Below are 19604 nucleotides of genomic sequence, written 5' to 3'. Positions count from 1 at the left end.
CTATCAATCCGGATAAAGGTTCAGCTTCTCAAAGGCGGCATCGTCCATGGCTGAAACTTTACGGAGAACCGAGTCTGCCAAAGCAAAAAGCTCTGACTCGTCCTCCGAAAGCTGTTCCTTCATCAGTGTCAGTGCTTCACACAGCCCTGACCTTGTGCCAGGGCTGTAAAGCATCATCATGTTCCGCTCATCCTGTGTGAAATCCATCATTCAATCTCCCTTTCCGGGTGGCTCTTGGGCGGCTTATGGGAAACATCCGGCACGGGCTTTTCCTTTAACTGCTCCAACACCGAAGGACGTTCCTCTAATCCGGACGCTTTTCCGTTATTGATGATACCGTCAATCATCCCATAATCATCTTCCATTGCCATCTCTGCGTTTTTCAGGTAGTTTTCGGACTTCATAAAGTTTTCCAGCTTCTGAAACCCAACAGAATCTACATAGTGAAAGGATACCTCACCGACTACCTTTAAGGCTACGATGTCGCTGACCGACATACTGTGACCACGGAAATCATCCGGGTGGTCAATATTGAACTTTACATACAAATCTTCCAGCTGCCGATTCACATCCTCGGACATAGAAATGGAGCCATGATAGACCACCTCGTAACGGTCAATCTCAGGCTCCATTTCTTTCTTCTGAAGGTAGCTGTAATTTGCAAACATGAGCGGGATATTATCGTCTACATCTTCCCGCAGCTGAAGAATCGCATAGGAATCCGTGGGGCTTTCCAGAAAAGCAACCATTCTGTCATCCGGGGTGGTATTTCCGTGAACATCATCCCATTTTTCGTTTTTCATATCCGTGTCCTCCTTATCGTTCAGGCTCTTTGCGTTTGGGAGAGGGACTGGCAGGCGCAGCTTTTTCTGCGGCCTGTGCCAGTTTTTCCATGACCGACTCACGCTTCGGAGAGTCGAGCTTATCCAGCTGACTTTTCAGCACTTTGGCAACCTCAACCGCAGTTTCCTCACGGGCTTCTTCAATGGCTGTATTCAGGAACTCACGATACGGAGCCGTATTACCAGCGGCAAGATCTGCCTTGATTTCTTGGATATGCGCCTGCACATCATCGACCTGATCCATATATTCATAGGGGTCGAAGTTCTCTGCAAAACGGTCGAGCTTAAAAGCAAGCTCAGCGATAGGGTCATTGACCACCACCGCCTGTCTGCCGACTTCAAAAGCCTGCTCCATGACATCCTCATAGAACATTGCCCGCAGTTCCCGGCGCTCCAGCCCGAAGGATTCCAGAATATCCCGGCGGACTTCGAGCATGGACAGTTCAGGGTTATCAACCTGACCGCCATCAATCTCGTTGTAGTTTTCATCCAACAGGGTGTAGTCGTAACCATCTTCGCAGGTCTGCACCGCAAGGATTCTATCCTTTCCGACCTTCCATGCGGCTTCATCGCCCATAATCTCAGGCTCCGGCATATAGCTTGCGCCGTTGCGCTCCATAATTTCTGCAAACTGGCAGATATGAAACACATTGTATCCGATCTGCGTATGATACTCGTCAATGAAGGTGCAGGGCTTCACAACCATTTCATCCGGGTAGTGAATCTGCACACAGCTGCCATCGGGGATATGAAACAAATCCTTATAATGGCTGTCGATAAATCGGATTTCCTTACCATCCGGGTTGTACTCATTTGTCATTTGCGCTTTCCTCCATTTTCAAATTCCATACTGAACTTCGTTTTGCCATCATCTGATACCTCCATAAAGACGGTGGCATCAAAGGTGTTGCCCGTTCTTTCGGACTTGCAATTCTTGAGCTTTACCTTGCCGGAACCAAGCAATTTCTGCGCCGTGGCAGAAGTCATGCTCTTGCCGATGCTCGCAAAGTAGCGATTGTTTTTCCAGAGGGCAAATTTGCAAGCTCTGTTGGAACAGAAAAATGCCTTGGCTTTGTCCTCTACAGCACTGCCGCAGAGCGGGCATTTGCCGATAGAATTGGCTTCTTTCGACATCATAACCTCGGAATCACGGATTACTTCATAGTTCTGAATCAGACCGGCAATCACATCTTTGATCTCGTCCATAAAGTCCTCGCTGGCATATTCGCCTTTCTCAATGAGCAACAATTTTTCTTCCCAATCCGCCGTCATGGATGGGGACTGAATCTGTTCCGGCATGACTGTTACCAGAGCCGTACCCTTGTGGGTCGGAATCAGGTGTTTGGTTTTCTTATCACCCTTACGCTCCAGAAAACCGATGCGAACCAGCTTCTCAATGATACCGGCACGGGTCGCAGGCGTTCCCAAACCTTTGCGCTCCACCTCATCAGGCATTTCGTCCGCACCGGCAGTTTCCATAGCAGAAAGCAGAGTATCCTCGGTAAAGTGTTTAGGGGGAGATGTTTTCCCTTCCTTGATTTCCGTGCCGCTGACGGTCATTTCGTCACCAACGGAAACAGAAGGGAGTGTCTGCACGTTTTCGTCGGATTTTGTCGAATCATTTTTCTGAACCAGAGCTTTCCATCCATCCTGCACAACAGTTTTGCCTTTGGTGGAAAACACGGTACCGCCACAGTCCAGCTCAATAACTGTCTCTGCGTATCGGTGCGGATCGCCAACAGCTACGCACAACCGATTCGAGATCAGTTGCAAAATTGCAAGTTCACCCTTGGGAAGTTCGCTCAGATTGCATTTCTGCAATTCTCTGGTCGGAATGATGGCATGGTGATCTGTGACCTTTTTGTTATTCACAACCTGCTCTGCATGAACTGGTATGTTATCCACATCCTCCACGGGGAATGTGTGGAAAGCCAGCTTTACGAGGTCGGTCAGGCTATGTGCCATATCTTCCGTCAGAAACCTGCTGTCGGTACGGGGATAAGTGACCAGTTTCTTTTCATAGAGGTTCTGCGTGTAGTCCAAGGTCTGCTGTGCCGTGTAGCCAAGCACACGGTTGGCTTCTCTCTGTAAACTGGTCAGGTCATAGAGCGCAGGCGGCTTTTCTGTTTTCTCCTTACATTCAGCTTTCTGAACGATTGCCACCGAACAGCTTTGTTTGACAGCTTCGGCTGCTGCCTTGGTTTTGAAGCGTTCGCTTGCAGCCGTAAAACCATCCAATCCAATCTGAACTGTGTAGAACAGTTCAGGCTTGAATGCGGAAATGGCAGCTTCTCGCATAACAGCCATAGCAAGGGTAGGGGTCATAACACGACCAACATTCAGGGTCTGCCCGTAAAGGGTCGAAAAAAGTCGAGTAGCGTTAATACCAACAATCCAGTCGGCTCGTTCTCGACACAGTGCTGCTTCATACAAAGCATCATATTCCGTTCCAGACCTGAGATTTTCAAAGCCCTCCTTGATTGCTACATCTTCCATCGAGGAAATCCAAAGCCGCTCAAACGGCTTTCTGCACCCGGCTTTGTGGTACACCAACCGAAAGATCAGCTCGCCCTCACGACCGGCATCTGTTGCACACACAAGACTCGCAACATCTTCTCTGGCCATGAGCTTTTTCAGAATCCCAAACTGTTTTTTCGTACCGGCAGAAACCTCATACTGCCAGTCCATCGGGAAGATAGGAAGGTCTGCATAAGCCCATTTGCTGTACTTCGCATCATAGACTTCCGGCTGTGCCAGCTCCACCAAATGCCCTACACACCAGCTGACCACATATCCGTTTCCCTCTAAGTAGCCATCCTCACGCTTGGCAGCACCTAACACTTTGGCAATACTCTGTGCAACCGAAGGCTTTTCAGCCAAAACTAATTTCATTTGCATCTGCTCCTTTCACAAAAAAATAAGCAGCCACACACCGTAGTGCATGACTGCTATGTAAAAAGTTCGGAAAGGATTTTTGCAACCTGATACAATTTTCTGTTCTACAATCTCCGTCATAATAAAAATATCTCCATCATTTCAAAAGAGAATGACGGAGATATTTCACCTTGCTTATTCTTGTAGCAACCAATCGGCTATATCGTGAATTTCGATTCCTTCATAGCTATATTGGGGATGTTTGGTTCTGGCAATAATCATTTTCGGATAAGCGTCTCGAATCTGAAGCAGAGGAGAGCATTCTCTCTCAAATGTTTCCTGCCCGGAAATGTTGTCGCTGACCTGAATATAAATCTTTTCGCTACCTCTCTGAGCAACAAAGTCGATTTCCTTTTGATAGAGCTTGCCGACATAGACATCATATCCACGGCGAAGAAGCTCGATACAAACAACGTTTTCATATACTCTGCCATAGTCTATATTTCTGCTTCCCAGTATTGCATATCGAATACCGCTGTCACACAAATAGAACTTTTCAGAGCTTTCAAGGTATTTCTTACCTCGGATGTCATATCTCTTAATATCATAAAATACAAAAGCATTGCACAAATACTTAATGTACTTGCCGACGGTTACATGATTGGTTGGAGTCTCATTTGCTGTCAGTAGCTGACTGACCTTATTCGGAGAAGTCAGGTTGCTGATATTATCCATAAGGAACTCGCTCAGACGTTGTAAAACCAAAGTGTCCGGGAGAGTATATTTCTGTACCAAATCCCTTGTAACAATCGTTTCGTAGACCTCTTTGATATAGTTTGTTCTGTCTTTTTCGGTTCTATAAGCATAGGAACCTGCTAAACCGCCCTTGATAGCGTACTCATCAAAGAGCTTATCTTTGTCACTAATATCATCATAATACTGGCAATATTCCTGGAAGCTGAAAGGAAACACATGAATTTCAATATAGCGTCCGGTAAACAGAGTTGCCAGATCTGCACTCAACAGGAAAGCATTAGAGCCTGTTACATAGATGTCGTATTTTCCCTTAGAGTACAGGCTATTGATTGCCAACTCAAACTTGGGACACATCTGAACCTCGTCTACAAACAGGTAGTTCGTTTTTCCTTCCTGATAATGTTCTTCCACATAGGCGTGTAAGGCATGGTATTCCTTGATTTCTTCATACGCCAAATCCATGAAGTCGATGAAGATAATATTGATGTTTTCAAAATTGCTTTTCAGATACGCAATATACGCCTGCATCAATTTGGACTTACCAGATCGACGAATGCCCGTGATGATCTTGATGTCAGGAGTACCATTCAGTTCAATGATTCTATCGAGATATTTTGCTCTCGTGATTGTTTTCATATAGTCACCCGCTTTCAAAAATTGAAGTTTTTTCATTTCTCGAAACCGCTTCGCTGTACTTATTATACTGTCTGCTAATAGTATATGCAAGATGTCACTTTCAAAAACGCAAATTTTTTTATTTTTTGAAAGCGGAAACTATGTAAAGGCAACCCGAAGGCTGCCCCAGGCATCAAGCCTATCCTGTTTACACAGGTTCATTATCATCTTCATCGACGGAGCTATCTTCATCGTCGTCCTCAAACTCCGGATCGTACCCATAGTCCTCGTCATCGTCCACATAATCAGCATCTGGGTCAGGCTTTGCCGCTTCCTGTGCCTTCTTCTTTTCCTGGACTTTCTTAAATACGAAGAATCCACCACCACAGGCAAGCACAATCAGAGTAAGAATCGCCGGGAGCATATTTGTGGATTTCGGCTTTTCCTCCGGTGTCGGTTCTGTAATTTCAGGAACTGTTTCAACTACTTCCGGCTTTGTTTCCTCAACCGGCTTGGTGAACTCTGCAACTTCTTCCTCGTCCATCAGCTTGAGCAGGTCGGCTTCATCCACCTGATTCAGAAAATGCACGGTTTCCTCGCCCTTATCATCACGGTCAATGATGATATAGAAGTAGTTTCCGTTTTTGGTTACAGCGGTAATGAACTGCTTTCCGCTTTTCGTAGGCGAGCCAGCGTCATCAACCAAAGTCAGATTGCCGTCGGGAGTAAGCGGTAGCATCGGCTCCTCCGGCTCTGTTTCGGGAACTTTTTCTTCGACCGCAGGTTCTTCAGTCGCTACGCTTTCATCTACATAGGCAAATGCCGTTGTAGAAAACACGCCAAAACACATTGCACACGCCAGCAATGCGGCTCCAATTTTCTTAAATCTCATTCTGCGTTTCCTCCTCATTCATAGTATTGATCGTATCAGGCTTCGGAGCCATATCCGCAGCAAACATACGGAGCAGCTCGGAAAGCTGTTCGGGATTCAGGTTCGCAGCATGAACCATCTCATGGATTTCGGAATTTTCCTCCTCACGGTATCTGCGTTCCAGGTCTTTCACCTTAGCATCCCATTCTGCCCGTTTCTTACGGGCTTTTTCAAGGTCTGCACCTATTCTGTCTAACTTGGCACTCAATCGCCATCCCTCCTTTAGTTTCTGATTCTGCCGAAGCAGTAAAAATGCTGTTGCCAGTAATTCGATTCGATAGAAGCGTAGGAAATGGGGTTTCCGCAGTGGATCATCATACCATTGCCAACATAGATACCAACGTGTGATGCACCGGAGGTATCATAAGTGCCTTGGAAGAAAATCAAATCTCCCGGTTTGGCAGAGCTTTTCGGGATAATGTCGCATACGCCCATCAAACCGTTTGCGGTCAAACGACCAACACTCCAACCGTTTCCGCAGTGATTGATTACATAGGAAACAAATCCGGAGCAGTCAAAGGAGGTAGACGGGCTGCTGCCGCCCCACACATACGGGTATCCCAGATATTTTTCAGCTTCCCGAATCATATTGGCAAATCTTGTGTCTGTCAGCGCTTCGCCCGGAATATCATAATCGGTGTACTCGCCGCCAGGGGTAGCGTAAATGTCATTTCCGAAAATATCCGGTCTGTTGCCCCTTGTCTGAAGCAAAATTCTATATCGCTCCATATCATCTTCCGACAAGCCGGAATTTGAAATCACACTGTTCAAGCCCTTATTTCTGAGCTTCACATTCAGAATATAATATTCGTAATCTTCTTCCTCTGTTGTTGTCTCTCCCGTTTCGGGATCAGTAGAAGATGTTGTTCGTGTACGAATCTCTACTACTTCCGTCAGGGTCAGCTCATATTGTTGCTCAAATAGCCATTGCAGGGTAGCCTGCACCTCATCTCTGGTGTAATCCTCAAACTTCACCGTCAAATACGCCGCCAGCTCATAAGGATTGTGGTTGATTTCATCAAGGTCATACCGGTACTCGTCATATCCGCTATGAGTACGCTCGATATTATTGATTTTATTGCGGAGCGCAGCTTCCAAAGCCTTGTAATCATTGTCCGCACCAATAATATCTTCCTCTTTTGCAGTAAAAGAAGTTCCCAGAATGATCTGTGTGCCGCCTTGGAACATAGCCGAACAAGACGAGAACATCCCTGAGAGTATCATAAAAAGCAGTCCGGCAATCAAAACAAACAGAATCGTTTTAGAGTGTGTGGTGCAGAACTCCGTTACTCTTTCTGTGATGTTCTTGGCTCCCTGAGCTGCTTTGCCCGTTGCCTTGCCTGCACCCTTAGATGCAGAAGCCGTTGTCGAAGCGGTATTCTTACCGGCTTTGGCGGCAGCATATTCTTTCTTGATTGCCCTTTTCTGTTGCCAACGGGAAAAGGGATTGGAACCGGCATCGGGGTTGTCCTTTTTGAACTTCTCATACAGGGCATTTACATTTGCTTTATCTGACTTCTCAACCAGCTTTTCCGCCTTGTCGTAGGCTTTCAGCTTGTGACTGTAAACGGCATGATCGACGGTATAGACAGTGGATTCAACAGCCTTGGTCGTTTCCTGCACAGCCTGAACGCCGATATTATCATCCTCATATTCTGACACCGCCCGATGTGCTTTGGATGTGAGCGTGACTGCGGCACCACGGCTTGCCATGTGCTTTGCCACAGATGGGCGCTCGATTTCCGTAAACTCCGCTTTTTCAAAACGGAGCTTTGCTTTACGGGAACCGGCTGCATCTGTTTCCAGCTTTAGCTTCGGCTTTGCCTTTTTAGAAGCCAATTTGTCTGCCGCTTTTTCAGCCCTATCAACCGCCTTATCTGCACGGTCGGCAGCTTTCTTCACATGAGAATCTGCAAGGTCATCTTCGGTAAAACGGAGTCGTGTAGGTCTTTTCGCCATACATTACGCCTCCTTTTCCTGTGCCACCTCGTTTAACTTCGTGGTCATAATGCGATACAGTTCCAGATCTGTCGGGAATCGGTCAATGAACGGCAGAATCACATTGCCATAGAACAGAAGTCCTTCGCCCTCACCGGAGTTGGTTACATAGGACAGCTGATGCGGCGAAATGTTCAACCGCTGTGCCAGAATACTTCGGTCATCGCTTGCCTGATTCAGCATATAGATGAAATCAGAGTTTTCGAGGATGTTGGCAATCTCCGGGGAACGAAGCAGGTCTTTGACATTCTGAGTAATACCGGTCGGCAAGCCGCCCCATTTACGGAATCGCTTCCAGATTTCTACGGAATAGGTTGCCGTCTGTTCTTCCTTCAGAAGCAGATGGAACTCGTCAATATAATATCTGGTCGATTTACCGGCAGAACGGTTGGCAGTTACACGCCCCCAGACCTGATCCTGAACGATCAGCATACCGATTTTTTTCAGCTGATTGCCCAGCTCCTTAATGTCGAAGCACACCAGACGATTCTGAATATCCACATTGGTTCTGTTGTTAAACAGTTTCAGAGAACCCTTAACATAGATTTCCAAGGCGGTCGCTACATGGTGGGCTTCCTTTTCGTCCTGTTTCAGAAGGGCATCATACAAATCCTCAAGGATCGGCATATTCTCAGGGGCAGGATTGTCGAAATATCTCTGGTAAATCTGATGCACACAACGGTCGATAACCGTCTTTTCGATAGGCTGCAAGCCATCCTTACTGCCCATAATCAACTCACAGAGGGACAGGATAAAATCAGCTTTCAGTGCTACCGGGTTGTCATCCTCAGAGTAGTTCAGGTTGATGTCCATAGGGTTGATATAGTTGGTACTGGAGGAGCTGATTTTTACCACCTGACCATTGAACTTGTGAACCAGAGCCGCATATTCCGCTTCGGGGTCGCAGATGATAATATCGTCATCCGTAACCAGGAACGCATTGGTGATTTCACGCTTTGCGGAAAAGGATTTACCGGAACCGGGAGTACCCAGAATCAGTCCGTTGGGGTTCTTGAGCTTCTTTCTGTCCACCATGATAAGGTTGTTCGACAGAGCATTCAGCCCGTAATAGAGCGTTTCTCCACCATTCTGGAACAGCTCCTGCGTGGTGAAAGGCACAAAAATAGCCGTGGAACTGGTAGTCAGGCCACGACGAATCTCAATCAGGTTTTGTGCCAAAGGCAGGCTGCTCATCAGTCCGGATTCCTGCTGAAAATCCAAACGACGCAGATTGCAGTTATGCTTCTGGGCGATGCTCTGTGCCTGGAACACATTGTTCTCCAGTTCCTGCTCGGTGCGCCCGGTGTTCAGCACCAGAAATGTCACCATGAACATTCGCTCATTCTGGCTCTGCAATTCTTTCAGAAGTGACTTCGCATCTTTACCATAGGTAACAAGGTCAGATGGGATAATGTCCATGTCATAGCCAGAACGCACAGCCTTTTTCTGTTCCTCGATTTTGGAACGGTCAAGCTCGGTGATGATTCTCTTGATGGTCTTAATCGCCGCAGTCTGGTCAACCGACTGGATGTGCATGGTCACGATCTGCGTGGATTCCATATCCAGAAAATCCGCCAGCATACGATCAGACAGGTCTGATGCCGTAATTGCCAGATAAGACATCGAACCGAAGATACTGCCCATCTGGAAGGTGCGGTTGGTCTTAAAGGCAAACGCCGTCGGAGCAATGAAGTCCTTTACGGACAGCCCGGATTCCACAAGATACTTCCAATCGAAGAAGAACTTATCATTATCACCCATGTGGAACATAGAGTGCATCAGATGCAGCCGCTCTTTGCCGTTCATGGTAGTGGCAATGACACCCAAACGCCGAAAGTTATTGAGCAGATCGTTTTCGATATGGTTGAGTCTCGGCTTTGCCTGCCGCATGGATTCGGCTTCAATGCCGAATGTCAGGTACTTGGTTTTGGTCAAGCCGTTGTTGCCCTGCGCCAACTGCTTTTTCAGCATCTGGCTATACTCGGCACGGACGGGATTGAAGCTGTCCTTCTTGAACGGGATACGGATACTCTTTTCAAAGCTTTCAGCATCGGTACTCAGGTTCATAAAGGAAAGCTCAAAGTGAATGGAGCTGTCAAAGAAATTCAGGAAACTGCACCACTCATCGAAGATGGCAGTCTTATCTTCCTGCTGTGCCAGCTGATAGTTGATGTCCTGAAACTGAATGGTCTTGGTGTAATAACTGTCAGTGACACGGCAGATGCCATCCGGGAACATTCTCTGAAAGGGAATGGACTGCTGTGCAGTCTGCGGAATACCGTTGTCCTTCTTTGCCCGTTCCACAACAGCTTTAATTTCTCGCTGCTGCTTCCGATTCAGATTTGCAGGCATTTTGATGTTTCTTGCCTGTGGCTTCTTTTTGAAAAACAATTCGTTCAACCTCCTTTTCCAGTTTGTACTGACGCATCAAAGCGTCATAATAGTTGTCCGTCTGATAAGGGCGAACCTTGGGACGAACGAATTTGGTCTGAATGAAGTGTTCTACAACCACTTCCAACGGCTGACTATCCTTTTCATACATTGCCAGAAAGAACAACGGTAACATGACGATCATCATGGACAGTGCTGCAAGGCTCACATTTCCGGTTGCTTTGACCAGAAAGAAAATCGGCACTCCGATGAGCGCCGCCGCACCAAAGCAAAGTAACTGCCGTTTCGTCAGATTGAAGAACACTTTTGTTTTTACCCTCGTCAGGTCACGAGGTACGGGAATATACGCTGCCAAACAATTTCCTCCTTCCCTTAGTGAGCGCTGAATACACCCTTCGCAAGCGAACCAGTCTTAAACAGGGTGAAGCACAAAAGGACGGTGTAGCCCATAACACCCCAGATAGAACCGATGATGTCATCACTGAATGCGATAGACTGAATCAGCACCGCATAAATGCCCACGCAGATCATAATCAGGAATCCCTGGAATCCGATTGCAAACAGCGAACGCAGATAATTCTGTCCGATATTGCTCTGTTCTCTGTTTCCAAAAGTGGAAAGCGGAATCGGGGCAAGGCTGACCATCAGATAAATTTCAATCATTCGACCGTAGACGATCACAAAGATGATGATTGCCAAAGCGGACATCGTGACCTGCACGATAAAGGATTGCAGGAACAAGCCGAGCAAAGGACCCAAATCCATTGCCATCAGCGTTTCTTCCATTGTTTCCAATGCCGAAGCATCTATGGCAGTATTTCCGGATATGATACCGGCGCTTGCGTTTATAACGTGCTGTGTCACATCAAACACAGCCATCGTGATATTGAATGTGTTTGTGATTAACATGACCGCAACAAAAGTCTTGAACACCCATTTGAAGAAGATCCAGGTTTCAAAATTTGCCAGATTGTTGTGGTCAATAATCATCTGAATTAGCTCATAACAGGCAATGAAGGTCAGAATCAAGCCTGCGATTGGGATAATCACTGACTCGGAGATGTTTCGTACCATGGCAAAGACACCCGGCGAAAAATTCGCCGGGGTCATGCCAACGGAGGTTGCTATCTCGCCAACCTGGTTGTTGACGGACTCAAACATCCCCGACAGATTTCCCATAATAGCTGAAACGAGCATTTCTTTCAGCCAGTCTGTGATCTGTTGGAGTATGCTGTCCAAAGGCGATTACCTCCTTGTTTTGTGATTAACCGAACAGTCCGGAGAGCAGAGGTACAAGGGTGGTGCCGATGAGGGCAACACCGCCGCCAGCCATGAGCTGCTTCATGCCCTGGGACTTTGCTTATGTGTGATAAAGAAGTAATAGAAGTGTAAAAAATTTTGCCGTTCCTATCCGGCACATGAGGTATGTCGGATAGGTCGGGCGGTTAGGTGTCGGGCAGTTCTACCTTGCCGACAAAAGAATAATAGATTTCGATTTCCTGTCTGCGTAACTTGCCCCGGCGTTTCCCGTCAAGGGCAACGCTTTCATGGACAACGATTTTCTCCACAAACTCCCGCAGCAGAGTAGGGGTAAGTTCTTCAATGGTAGTGTGCCTGCGTACCACATTCATAAACTTTTCAGCGTTTGCGGTGGCTTCCTGCGCTTTGGAAAGTTCTTCCCGCAGTCTGGCGGCACGTTCTTTCAGTTCTTTCTGCTCGGCTTCATAGTCTGCCGACAGCTCTGTGAAACGCTCGTCCGATATGCGCCCGGTTACGCTGTCCTCATACAGCCGCTTGAAGATAGCAGATAACTCGGCTATGCGTTTCTCGGCGGCTTCCAGCTCCTTTTTCTTGGCGGCGTTCCTGCGTCTGTCCCCGTCCTCATTCTGCTCGATTAAAAGCTTCATAAACCGGGCTTCATGCTTTGCCGCATAGCTGGTAACTTTCCGCAGATTGGAGAGTACGCCAGCGGTCAAGAGGTCAGTGCGGATAAAGTGCGCTGTGCAGTCGGCGGTGCGTTTCTTGTAGCTTCCGCAGATATAACAGTCCTGCTTGCGCTTGTCCGTCTGGTATCGCTGCTGGTACATGACGCTGCCGCAGTCGGCACAAAAGAGTATGCCGGAGAACAAGCCCACTTCGTCATAACGGTTGGGGCGTTTGCGCTGCTTGCGTAACTCCTGCACCCGTTCCCACGTTTCCCGGTCAATGATAGGCTCATGGTGGTTCTCAAAAACCGCCTGCTTTTCCGGGGGATTTTCTATGCTGTGTTTCAGCTTGTAGGACGGCTTCTCGGTCTTAAAGTTTACCAGACAGCCCGTATATTCCCGGTTTTCCAGCAGATGAACCACGGTATTGGTCGCCCACTTGCACTCATAGCCGGGGTGGTAGCGGCGGGTGCTGCCCGTCCTGCGGTATTCCAGCGTCCCCGGCGTGGGGATTTGCTGCTCGGTCAGCATACGGGCTATCTTGGTCGGACCGTTCCCGGCAAGGCAAAGGCTGTAAATCTGCCGTACCACCGGGGCGGCTTCCTCGTCAATGATAAAGTTTTCGTCCTCGTCCATGAGGTAGCCATAGACGGGCTTGCTTGTGATGGGCTTTCCGCTCATGCCCTTAGAGCGTTTTACTGCCTTGATTTTCTTGCTCGTATCTCTCACCAGCCATTCGTTAAAAATGTTCCGCAGCGGGGCAAAATCATTTTCCCCCTGTGCGCTGTCCACTCCGTCATTGATAGCGATGAAGCGGACACCTTTCTGTGGGAAAATCATTTCTGTGTACATTCCCACCTGTAAGTAGTTTCGCCCTAACCTCGACATATCCTTGACGATAACTGTCCCGACTTTCCCTGCTTCAATGTCTGCAAGCATGGCTTGAAATCCGGGTCTTTGAAAGTTCGCACCGGAATAACCGTCGTCGGTGTACCAGCGCAGATTAGAAAATCCATTCTGTTTGGCATAGGTTTCCAAAATCCTCTTTTGGTTGGAAATGGAATTGCTCTCGCCTTGCAGCTCGTCCTCATGGGACAGTCTTGGGTAAAGGGCGGTAATGAGTTGCTGGGTGGTCTGTCTTAACATAAATTCCTCCGTTTCCGACAGCCAGCCCCACTATTCCGTACCTTGATTGTACCACATGGGGCGGCTGTCTGTATAGCGGCAAAAGCGTCAAATCTGCTTCTTTACGGTCGGTAAAAATGACGGTTTTTCAATCAGGCTTATCACAGGTCAAATATCCGGCGGCGGCTTCTGCTTCCAGCACTTTCATCATCTTGTCAGCGGCGGTGTCGGTCGCCCCCTCCTTGAAAAAGCCAGACACCACAAGGATTGTGTTGCCTATCCTCGTTTCGGTCACGCAGTCCGGGCGGCGGGCAGGGCGTTTGTTTCTCTGGGTGTCGGTCATAGGCAAATCTCCTTTCCGGCAAGCAGCCGTTTCAGCTGTTCCATTTTTCCCTGTGCGGCGGCTTTCCTCAAATTCTCCCCGGTAAAGCAGAGAGGGGAACACATTTCAAGCAGGCGGTCATAAATCCGGGCGTGGGCGGTGTCCTCCGGGTGCTGCAATTCCTCCAGCGTGAGGTTGGTCGTCACAATCAGCGGCTTCCTGCTCCGGTAGCGGCTGTCAATCACATTGTAGACCTGTTCCAGACCGTATTCTGTGCCACGCTCCATTCCAAAATCGTCAATGATGAGCAGGGGGAAGCTGCAAAGGCGGGAAATATATTCGTTCCTGCCCGCAAAGCTGGCGGCAAGGTCGTTTAATATTGCTGCAAAGTTTGTCATGCACACCGGGACTTCCTGCTCCATGAGGGCGTTTGCAATACACCCGGCAAAATAGCTTTTCCCAGTGCCTACCCTGCCCCACAAGAGCAGCCCGTAGTTCCCGTCCTTTATCTGTTCCCAGCGTGCCACATATCCGGCGGCGTTCTTCATCTGCGGGCAGCTGCCGTTATCGTTGGCAAATGTCCAGTCCTGCATGGTCTTGTCTGTAAAGCCCTGCCGTTTCAGCCGTTCCACCGTTTCAAGGTGGCTGCGCCGCTTCTCGGCGGCTTCCCGTTCCTTACGGGCTGCCCGCTGGCAGTCGCACTCTGACGGGTGGCGGTCACGCCCGAAAAAGGTCTTGCCCTCCGGGAAATAGGCTTCTTTGGGTTTCCGGCATTTGCCGCAGTATAAAAGCCCGTCCTCCCCGGTGTAATCCTCCGGCTCGGCTGTGGTGTCGGTCATAGGCAGTATGGTGTTGTGGATTGTATCGGTCATAGGCTTTCTCCCTCCTTGAATGAATAGTCCGGTATGCCTTTCTTTGGCTTCTCTTTGGCAGCGTCCTCCTGCGCCCACTTGTAAATGGTGGCTGCATGGCTCTGGTACTGCTTCCCGGTGGAAGCGATGTGGCAGGAAAGGCGGTCAAGGTAATACTCCCACTTGCCGGGGAAGTCCTGTTCCAGCTCCAAAAGTTCTGTGTCAGAAAGAAATACATTTTTATATCTGCCATAAGCGGCGGGGGGCTGCCCCTCACTCGCTCCTTTTGTTTGGCTCTCTATTAGGTTGTTTATATTAGTTTGGTTAGGGGACGGTTTTCCGACCGTCATAAGGTCAGTTTTCCGGCTGTCAGTTGGTCGGTTTCCCGCCCTTATGAGGGGCGGTTTTCCGTCCGTCAGTTGGTCGGAAAACTGTACCACTGGGATAGGCGGCACTTTCACATACAGACGGTTGGCGGCAGAAAAGCCCGTCCGTCTGCGTTCCAGCAGCCCGGCAGCGTCCAGTTCGTTCAGTGCGCCCTTTATGGTGGTGCAGCCTTTATCCAGCATTTCCGCTATCTCTGCTATGGGGTAGACAATGTATGTCCGTCCCTCGCTGTCCTGCCAGCCGTTCTTCTGCGAAAGGGTGGAACGGTCTAACAGCAGCGCATATAACTCTCTTGCGGTGTGGGATAGGTCTGTTTCCAGCAGGAAACGGGGGTAAGGCAGGTAAGCGGGCAGCTCCGTTCCTGCGGTCATATAATCAGCGATAGGGTTCACCTCCTTGTGGTGTCTGTCTGTGGGTTCTGTTACGCTTTTAGGGGGCGTTTTTAAGGGAAAAGGATAAATGTATCACGCACCCTTTGACACCCTCCAAAAAAGCCTTGATTTATGCGGGTTTGAAATGCCCTAAAGCGTGACATTTCTCCCTTTGTTTCCGCTTCCGTTTGGCGGCGTTTATCCGCTTCATGCGTCCGGCGCAGTCCGGGCAGTATTTCCCCCGGTTGGATTTTGGGAAGAAGAACGCCCCGCAGACAGCGCAGCGTTTCCGGCTTCCCCGGCGCAAGAGGGCGGCTTCCAGTGCTTCATCAAGGGGCAGGACAGCGGCGGTAAACCAGCGGCAGAGCAGCGAATAGCTGATACTCTGTACACACACGCAAGGCTCGCCGTCCTCCAACAGCAGGCAGTTCCCGCTGTCATAGTTGCAGCACTCATGCACAAGGCGGCGGGCTGCCCGGTACTGGCGGTAGTCCATGCGGGGGATATTACCGTTCATGGCTCTGCTCCTTTCTGCGCTGCGGCTCGCTCCGGCGTAAAATCTGGTCGATATTGCCCTTGACAGTCTGCAAGCGGCGGTACTCCTCCCGTTTTGCCCGGTAATCGTTGTAGCCGCTGTTTTTCTCTTTGATAAGGCTTTCAATCTCTGCTTGCAGGGATTTATAGCTCGGCAGCTTGGAAATGCCGTTCTCCCTGAAATAGCGGGCGGCTGCGTCTGCTATGATAAAGTCACTTTCATGCTTCTGACGGTAGGCTGCTTTTGCTTTGGCGTTTTTCTGCTGTTTCAGCCCGTCCCGGACAGGGCGGGTCTTGGAATAGGCAAGCACCTGCCGTTGCAGCTCCTTTTTCCCGTTCAGCGTCTTTTCCACCTGCTTCAACCACGCAAGGCTTTCCTGCATGGCGGCATAGGCGGCAGAACAGGCTTCGTCCAGTTCCTCCGGGGAGGAAAAGCCGTACTGCTGATAGGCGGTAACGGTAGCTGCCATTTGCTTTAGGTTGTGCTTTGCCGCCCAGCGGTCATAGCCCACGCCCTTGCCCTCGGCTCGCTTGGCTTCCCGGTCAACCATGCGCTGCAAGGTGTTGTCTGCCGGGGTGGTTTTTGCAGCTTTTTCCCCTTGTAACGGCTTTTTAACTGCGGCAGGGTATTCGGGTATGGCTTTGGTCTGTTCGGCAGCTCTGTGGGCGTTCTGCGTGAGCAGGGCAAGGACAGCAGCCTTGTCAAAATCGTCCCCCAGCTTTCGGGCTGTGATAGGCTTTGTCCTGTCCGGCGTGAGGTAGGAAAGCCGCCCCCGGCTCTCCTTGACGGTCACACCCTCCCGCAGCAAAAGGGAAGAAAACTCGTCAAAGCTGCCAGCTTGGGAAAGTGCCTGCCGTATCGTCCGGCGCAGCTTCGCCTTGTCCGTTTCAAACTTGGTGGGCTTGGTCGGCTGTCCGGCGGCTTCTCTGGCGGCGTTCTCTTTGTCAAGGGCAAGCTGCCCTTTCTTTGCCGCCCAGTATTCCCGTTCGGTTATCCGTTCCTTGCTGCCGTTCAAGAGGTCGATTTGGTAAAGCCCCTCCCGGTGGCACATTTCCATGACTTCGCTCTTGAAATATTCCATAGCGGCGTTGGTGCAGCGGTGCTTGCAGCCCTCCAGCGTGTCGGCTGGTCTGTCCATGTAGGGCAGAAGCGGGACTTCGTAAATCCGCAGGGAGTTGATGACGATATGCACATGGATATTCCCGCTGTGGTTATGCCCGTCCGGGTGGGTGCAGATTAGGGCTTGGTGTCCGGGGAAATGCTCCTTGCAGAACTGCTCGCCCAGCTCCTGCGCCCGGTCTACGGTCAAGCCGTTGTCTGTCCCGTCCCGTGGGTCAAAGCTGATGATATAGTGGTGGCTTTTCACATCTTCCCGTTTTTGGTTTTTCTCATAGCGGAGATTGGCTCGCATACAGGCAACAGCGAAATCCTCGCCCCCGCAGTTGAGGGAAGAAATGCGGTAATCCTCCCTCGGTATCAGCCGCCCGTTTTCATCAAGGGTGGCTTTCATGGTAAACTCGTCATGCTCAAATGTGAGATAGGCTTCCGCTGCGCCATAGTCGGCGTTTTTAGAGCTGATATGTTTGAATGTTGCCAACAGCGTCACCCACTTTCTGCAAGACTTCAAACTTTAGGGCAGCAAGGTCGGAAACCGCCGCCCGTACCTCCCCGGCAAGCTGCGGATAGGGACTGTGCCACTCGTTCAGCGTCCGGGCTATCTGGTTTAAGTTGCCGCCGATCCTCCCGTATTCGGCGGTCAGCTTCCCGACAGCGGCAAGCAGCTCGTCATTGATGGGGGAAACGGTTATGATGGGGCGTATGGCTGCCCCGGTTATGGCTTGCCGGATAAACTCGGCTTGGCTCATGTGGTAAGCAGAAAGCCGCTGGGCAAACTCGGCGTATTCTTCCTCGGTCATGCGTGTTTTGACTACCCGGCTGCGGTGCGGCGTGTTGTATCGTTTCATAGGTGGTTGACCTCCTTTCTGTGCGTGGTGTCCTCTCACTAATAGGAGAAAAACAGGGTGTGAAGCGGAACTGTTTTTGAAAAATCCGAAAAATATTTTGAGGGGTTTTTCAGCGGCGCAAGCCGCATAAGCAGGGTTTGGGGAAGGCACTCCCCAACAAGATTCCCGCAGGGGCAAAATGAGCGATAAGCGAATTTTGGCACCTCGGTAGAATCTTGCTCTAAGAAACTGCCGGCCTGCCGTTCACTTGCTACTGCCACTTTTTCAGAAAATCTATAACCAGCTTTTTTTATAAAAGGCTGCGGGCTGGCGTTTTTCCCTTACTCCCTACAAACCACAAAAGAGCAGAATGGACGGACTTTCCGGCAAGAACTTTTCCGGCGGCTCGGTCTTTCCCGACAATAAGGCGTTTCGGAAGCTGCGTTTTGCCCGCTGTCTGAAAAAAATGGCAGCCTTTTTTGGTTTCACTGTCTAATACGGAACTTTTGGAAATTTGCCAAAAATGGACGCAAAAAAAGCAGCAAATCTTTTTCGGATTTACTGCTTCATGTGCCGCTGCGGTGCGGCGGGATGGATATTCAGTTGAAATAAAAGAGGATGGTGGTACTTTAGTCTATCGACTCTTTACTAACTATTAGGTAATCTTGAAAGATTTTCCTTGAATTTATCTAAAGAATGTTCATTGTTTCCCGCAAAAATAAGTGGAATTGTATATTCATATGATATGCCATTTTCATAGTCCGATAATTGTATTTTTATAGTATCATCCCTCTCATCTTTAGGTGCTATATATATGAATGAATTTTTATTTATATCAGATATTTTCCCTTTTTCAGAAGAAACAGTATAACCCCAGTCTGTTAAATTTGTCTTTATTGTAACTTCTGTTTCTGTTTCTTTTCTAGTCTGCAATGCTGTTTTATCGATTTGGATATCAAAAGGAGTCGAACCTAACAATTCACTGTTTATATTTACAAGTTCTTCTCCATTTGTTTTAGAAATATTAGATTCATCTTCATAATTTTGTTGAGATTCATCTTTTGGTGTTTCTCTGTTACATCCTAATAAAAAGCATAAAATAATTAGTACTAATACAGAAAGTTGTTTTTTTTGCATTTATTTCTCCTTTCATATTATCAAAGAAAGCACTGAGAGTACTTTCAAGAAATTATGAAATATTCTCAATGCTTTCTATTTTTTGATTATAAACTTGCCGGTAATGATACTATGTTAATTTATCTCTTTCGCGTAACCTTTGTTGCAATATACACATGCACCATTCACCCATTTGTGAGACATTTCAATCGTCTCAACTTCATAAATGCTTACTTCTCCACAAATTAAACATTGTTTGTAATTATATACATGACGTGTCGCACATTTATCCCAGTCATCATATATACCAGGCATTTCATCTTCATATCCATAGTACTGGGGAGAACCTCAACTATGAGTATGAGCGGCAAATACAGTCATTGGAGCAGCTACAATTCCAGCTACTACTGAAAGTGCTAAAATAGATTTTCTTAAATTCATAAGTTCCTCCCTTTCCTTAAAAATACATAGCTCTTTGTTACATTGTCATTTTAACATAATAATTGGTAAAATGCAATAATTTATTTTCTATTTACGAGAAAATACTGTGCATATTATCTTATTTAGGAATAGTTAAGGCGGCTACCTAAATCTTTTTATTACTTTACCGCACATGAGCATT

The 19604-nt window shown here is 48.4% G+C and carries 19 protein-coding genes and 1 pseudogene; all 20 read right to left on the bottom strand.

What is annotated here, in order from left to right:
* Positions 1-3 precede the first annotated feature (3 nt).
* Positions 4-207, bottom strand: a complete 204-nt coding sequence (locus PGS25_RS12055; protein WP_015564218.1) for a transposon-transfer assisting family protein — start codon at positions 205-207, stop codon at positions 4-6.
* A complete protein-coding gene (locus PGS25_RS12050; protein ID WP_002304389.1) occupies positions 207-803 on the bottom strand; it encodes a YodL domain-containing protein in 597 nt (198 codons plus the stop codon). The genes PGS25_RS12055 and PGS25_RS12050 overlap by 1 nt, the downstream gene beginning before the upstream one ends.
* Before the next feature lie 13 nt (positions 804-816).
* Positions 817-1662: an LPD16 domain-containing protein gene (locus tag PGS25_RS12045; RefSeq protein WP_002304387.1), complete on the bottom strand. Its 846-nt coding sequence runs from the start codon at positions 1660-1662 to the stop codon at positions 817-819.
* Positions 1659-3734 carry a DNA topoisomerase 3 gene (locus PGS25_RS12040; RefSeq protein WP_002578949.1) on the bottom strand — a complete coding sequence of 692 codons (2076 nt, stop codon included), beginning with the start codon at positions 3732-3734 and terminating at the stop codon, positions 1659-1661. Before PGS25_RS12040 ends, PGS25_RS12045 begins: the two co-directional genes overlap by 4 nt.
* 177 nt (positions 3735-3911) lie before the next feature.
* Positions 3912-5144: an ATP-binding protein gene (locus PGS25_RS12035; RefSeq protein WP_002304383.1), complete on the bottom strand. Its 1233-nt coding sequence runs from the start codon at positions 5142-5144 to the stop codon at positions 3912-3914.
* A 151-nt stretch (positions 5145-5295) separates the two neighbouring features.
* A complete protein-coding gene (locus tag PGS25_RS12030; protein WP_002578950.1) occupies positions 5296-5979 on the bottom strand; it encodes a DUF4366 domain-containing protein in 684 nt (227 codons plus the stop codon).
* A complete protein-coding gene (locus PGS25_RS12025) occupies positions 5969-6226 on the bottom strand; it encodes a DUF4315 family protein (protein ID WP_002304378.1) in 258 nt (85 codons plus the stop codon). Before PGS25_RS12025 ends, PGS25_RS12030 begins: the two co-directional genes overlap by 11 nt.
* 14 nt (positions 6227-6240) lie before the next feature.
* On the bottom strand, positions 6241-7977 hold the full coding sequence (locus PGS25_RS12020) for a C40 family peptidase (RefSeq protein ID WP_002304377.1): 1737 nt from the start codon (positions 7975-7977) through the stop codon (positions 6241-6243).
* Between the two features lie 3 nt (positions 7978-7980).
* Positions 7981-10368, bottom strand: coding sequence for a VirB4-like conjugal transfer ATPase, CD1110 family (locus PGS25_RS12015; protein ID WP_270418887.1), 2388 nt, complete (start codon positions 10366-10368; stop codon positions 7981-7983).
* A complete protein-coding gene (locus PGS25_RS12010) occupies positions 10328-10762 on the bottom strand; it encodes a PrgI family protein (RefSeq protein WP_002304375.1) in 435 nt (144 codons plus the stop codon). The genes PGS25_RS12015 and PGS25_RS12010 overlap by 41 nt, the downstream gene beginning before the upstream one ends.
* A 17-nt stretch (positions 10763-10779) precedes the next feature.
* Positions 10780-11646 carry a VirB6/TrbL-like conjugal transfer protein, CD1112 family gene (locus tag PGS25_RS12005; RefSeq protein WP_002304374.1) on the bottom strand — a complete coding sequence of 289 codons (867 nt, stop codon included), beginning with the start codon at positions 11644-11646 and terminating at the stop codon, positions 10780-10782.
* A gap of 25 nt (positions 11647-11671) precedes the next feature.
* A pseudogene (locus tag PGS25_RS12000) lies at positions 11672-11767 on the bottom strand (Maff2 family mobile element protein); the annotation flags it as partial.
* A gap of 85 nt (positions 11768-11852) precedes the next feature.
* On the bottom strand, positions 11853-13478 hold the full coding sequence (locus PGS25_RS11995; RefSeq protein ID WP_002594230.1) for a recombinase family protein: 1626 nt from the start codon (positions 13476-13478) through the stop codon (positions 11853-11855).
* A 127-nt stretch (positions 13479-13605) separates the two neighbouring features.
* Positions 13606-13800, bottom strand: a complete 195-nt coding sequence (locus PGS25_RS11990) for a transposon-encoded TnpW family protein (RefSeq protein WP_002594231.1) — start codon at positions 13798-13800, stop codon at positions 13606-13608.
* Positions 13797-14651 (bottom strand): ATP-binding protein, encoded by an 855-nt coding sequence (locus tag PGS25_RS11985; RefSeq protein WP_002594232.1) that lies wholly within the window; start codon positions 14649-14651, stop codon positions 13797-13799. Before PGS25_RS11985 ends, PGS25_RS11990 begins: the two co-directional genes overlap by 4 nt.
* A complete protein-coding gene (locus PGS25_RS11980) occupies positions 14648-15388 on the bottom strand; it encodes a replication initiator protein A (RefSeq protein ID WP_002594233.1) in 741 nt (246 codons plus the stop codon). The genes PGS25_RS11985 and PGS25_RS11980 overlap by 4 nt, the downstream gene beginning before the upstream one ends.
* A gap of 130 nt (positions 15389-15518) precedes the next feature.
* Positions 15519-15905 carry a cysteine-rich VLP domain-containing protein gene (locus PGS25_RS11975; protein WP_002594234.1) on the bottom strand — a complete coding sequence of 129 codons (387 nt, stop codon included), beginning with the start codon at positions 15903-15905 and terminating at the stop codon, positions 15519-15521.
* On the bottom strand, positions 15895-17520 hold the full coding sequence (locus PGS25_RS11970; RefSeq protein ID WP_002594235.1) for a relaxase/mobilization nuclease domain-containing protein: 1626 nt from the start codon (positions 17518-17520) through the stop codon (positions 15895-15897). The genes PGS25_RS11975 and PGS25_RS11970 overlap by 11 nt, the downstream gene beginning before the upstream one ends.
* Positions 17492-17887 (bottom strand): plasmid mobilization protein, encoded by a 396-nt coding sequence (locus PGS25_RS11965; RefSeq protein ID WP_002594236.1) that lies wholly within the window; start codon positions 17885-17887, stop codon positions 17492-17494. Before PGS25_RS11965 ends, PGS25_RS11970 begins: the two co-directional genes overlap by 29 nt.
* Positions 17888-18514: 627 nt before the next feature.
* Positions 18515-19003: a hypothetical protein gene (locus PGS25_RS11960; protein ID WP_002569239.1), complete on the bottom strand. Its 489-nt coding sequence runs from the start codon at positions 19001-19003 to the stop codon at positions 18515-18517.
* Positions 19004-19604 lie beyond the last annotated feature (601 nt).

It is taken from the genome of Butyricicoccus sp. AM78-15b2TA, assembly GCF_027665985.1.
GTDB lineage: Bacteria > Bacillota > Clostridia > Oscillospirales > Butyricicoccaceae > Agathobaculum > Agathobaculum butyriciproducens.
Note: the sequence above shows the minus strand (reverse complement) of the source record. Positions and strands in the feature narration are given on the sequence as shown.

Coding starts and splice junctions, on each gene's coding strand:
- PGS25_RS11965 (WP_002594236.1), bottom strand. CDS start 17,887: ATGAAACGATACAACACGCCGCACCGCAGCCGGGTAGTCAAAACACGC.
- PGS25_RS11995 (WP_002594230.1), bottom strand. CDS start 13,478: ATGTTAAGACAGACCACCCAGCAACTCATTACCGCCCTTTACCCAAGA.
- PGS25_RS12050 (WP_002304389.1), bottom strand. CDS start 803: ATGAAAAACGAAAAATGGGATGATGTTCACGGAAATACCACCCCGGAT.
- PGS25_RS12015 (WP_270418887.1), bottom strand. CDS start 10,368: ATGCCTGCAAATCTGAATCGGAAGCAGCAGCGAGAAATTAAAGCTGTT.
- PGS25_RS12020 (WP_002304377.1), bottom strand. CDS start 7,977: ATGGCGAAAAGACCTACACGACTCCGTTTTACCGAAGATGACCTTGCA.
- PGS25_RS11975 (WP_002594234.1), bottom strand. CDS start 15,905: ATGAACGGTAATATCCCCCGCATGGACTACCGCCAGTACCGGGCAGCC.
- PGS25_RS12035 (WP_002304383.1), bottom strand. CDS start 5,144: ATGAAAAAACTTCAATTTTTGAAAGCGGGTGACTATATGAAAACAATC.
- PGS25_RS12030 (WP_002578950.1), bottom strand. CDS start 5,979: ATGAGATTTAAGAAAATTGGAGCCGCATTGCTGGCGTGTGCAATGTGT.
- PGS25_RS12055 (WP_015564218.1), bottom strand. CDS start 207: ATGGATTTCACACAGGATGAGCGGAACATGATGATGCTTTACAGCCCT.
- PGS25_RS11990 (WP_002594231.1), bottom strand. CDS start 13,800: ATGACCGACACCCAGAGAAACAAACGCCCTGCCCGCCGCCCGGACTGC.
- PGS25_RS11985 (WP_002594232.1), bottom strand. CDS start 14,651: ATGACCGATACAATCCACAACACCATACTGCCTATGACCGACACCACA.
- PGS25_RS12040 (WP_002578949.1), bottom strand. CDS start 3,734: ATGAAATTAGTTTTGGCTGAAAAGCCTTCGGTTGCACAGAGTATTGCC.
- PGS25_RS12045 (WP_002304387.1), bottom strand. CDS start 1,662: ATGACAAATGAGTACAACCCGGATGGTAAGGAAATCCGATTTATCGAC.
- PGS25_RS11980 (WP_002594233.1), bottom strand. CDS start 15,388: ATGACCGCAGGAACGGAGCTGCCCGCTTACCTGCCTTACCCCCGTTTC.
- PGS25_RS11960 (WP_002569239.1), bottom strand. CDS start 19,003: ATGCAAAAAAAACAACTTTCTGTATTAGTACTAATTATTTTATGCTTT.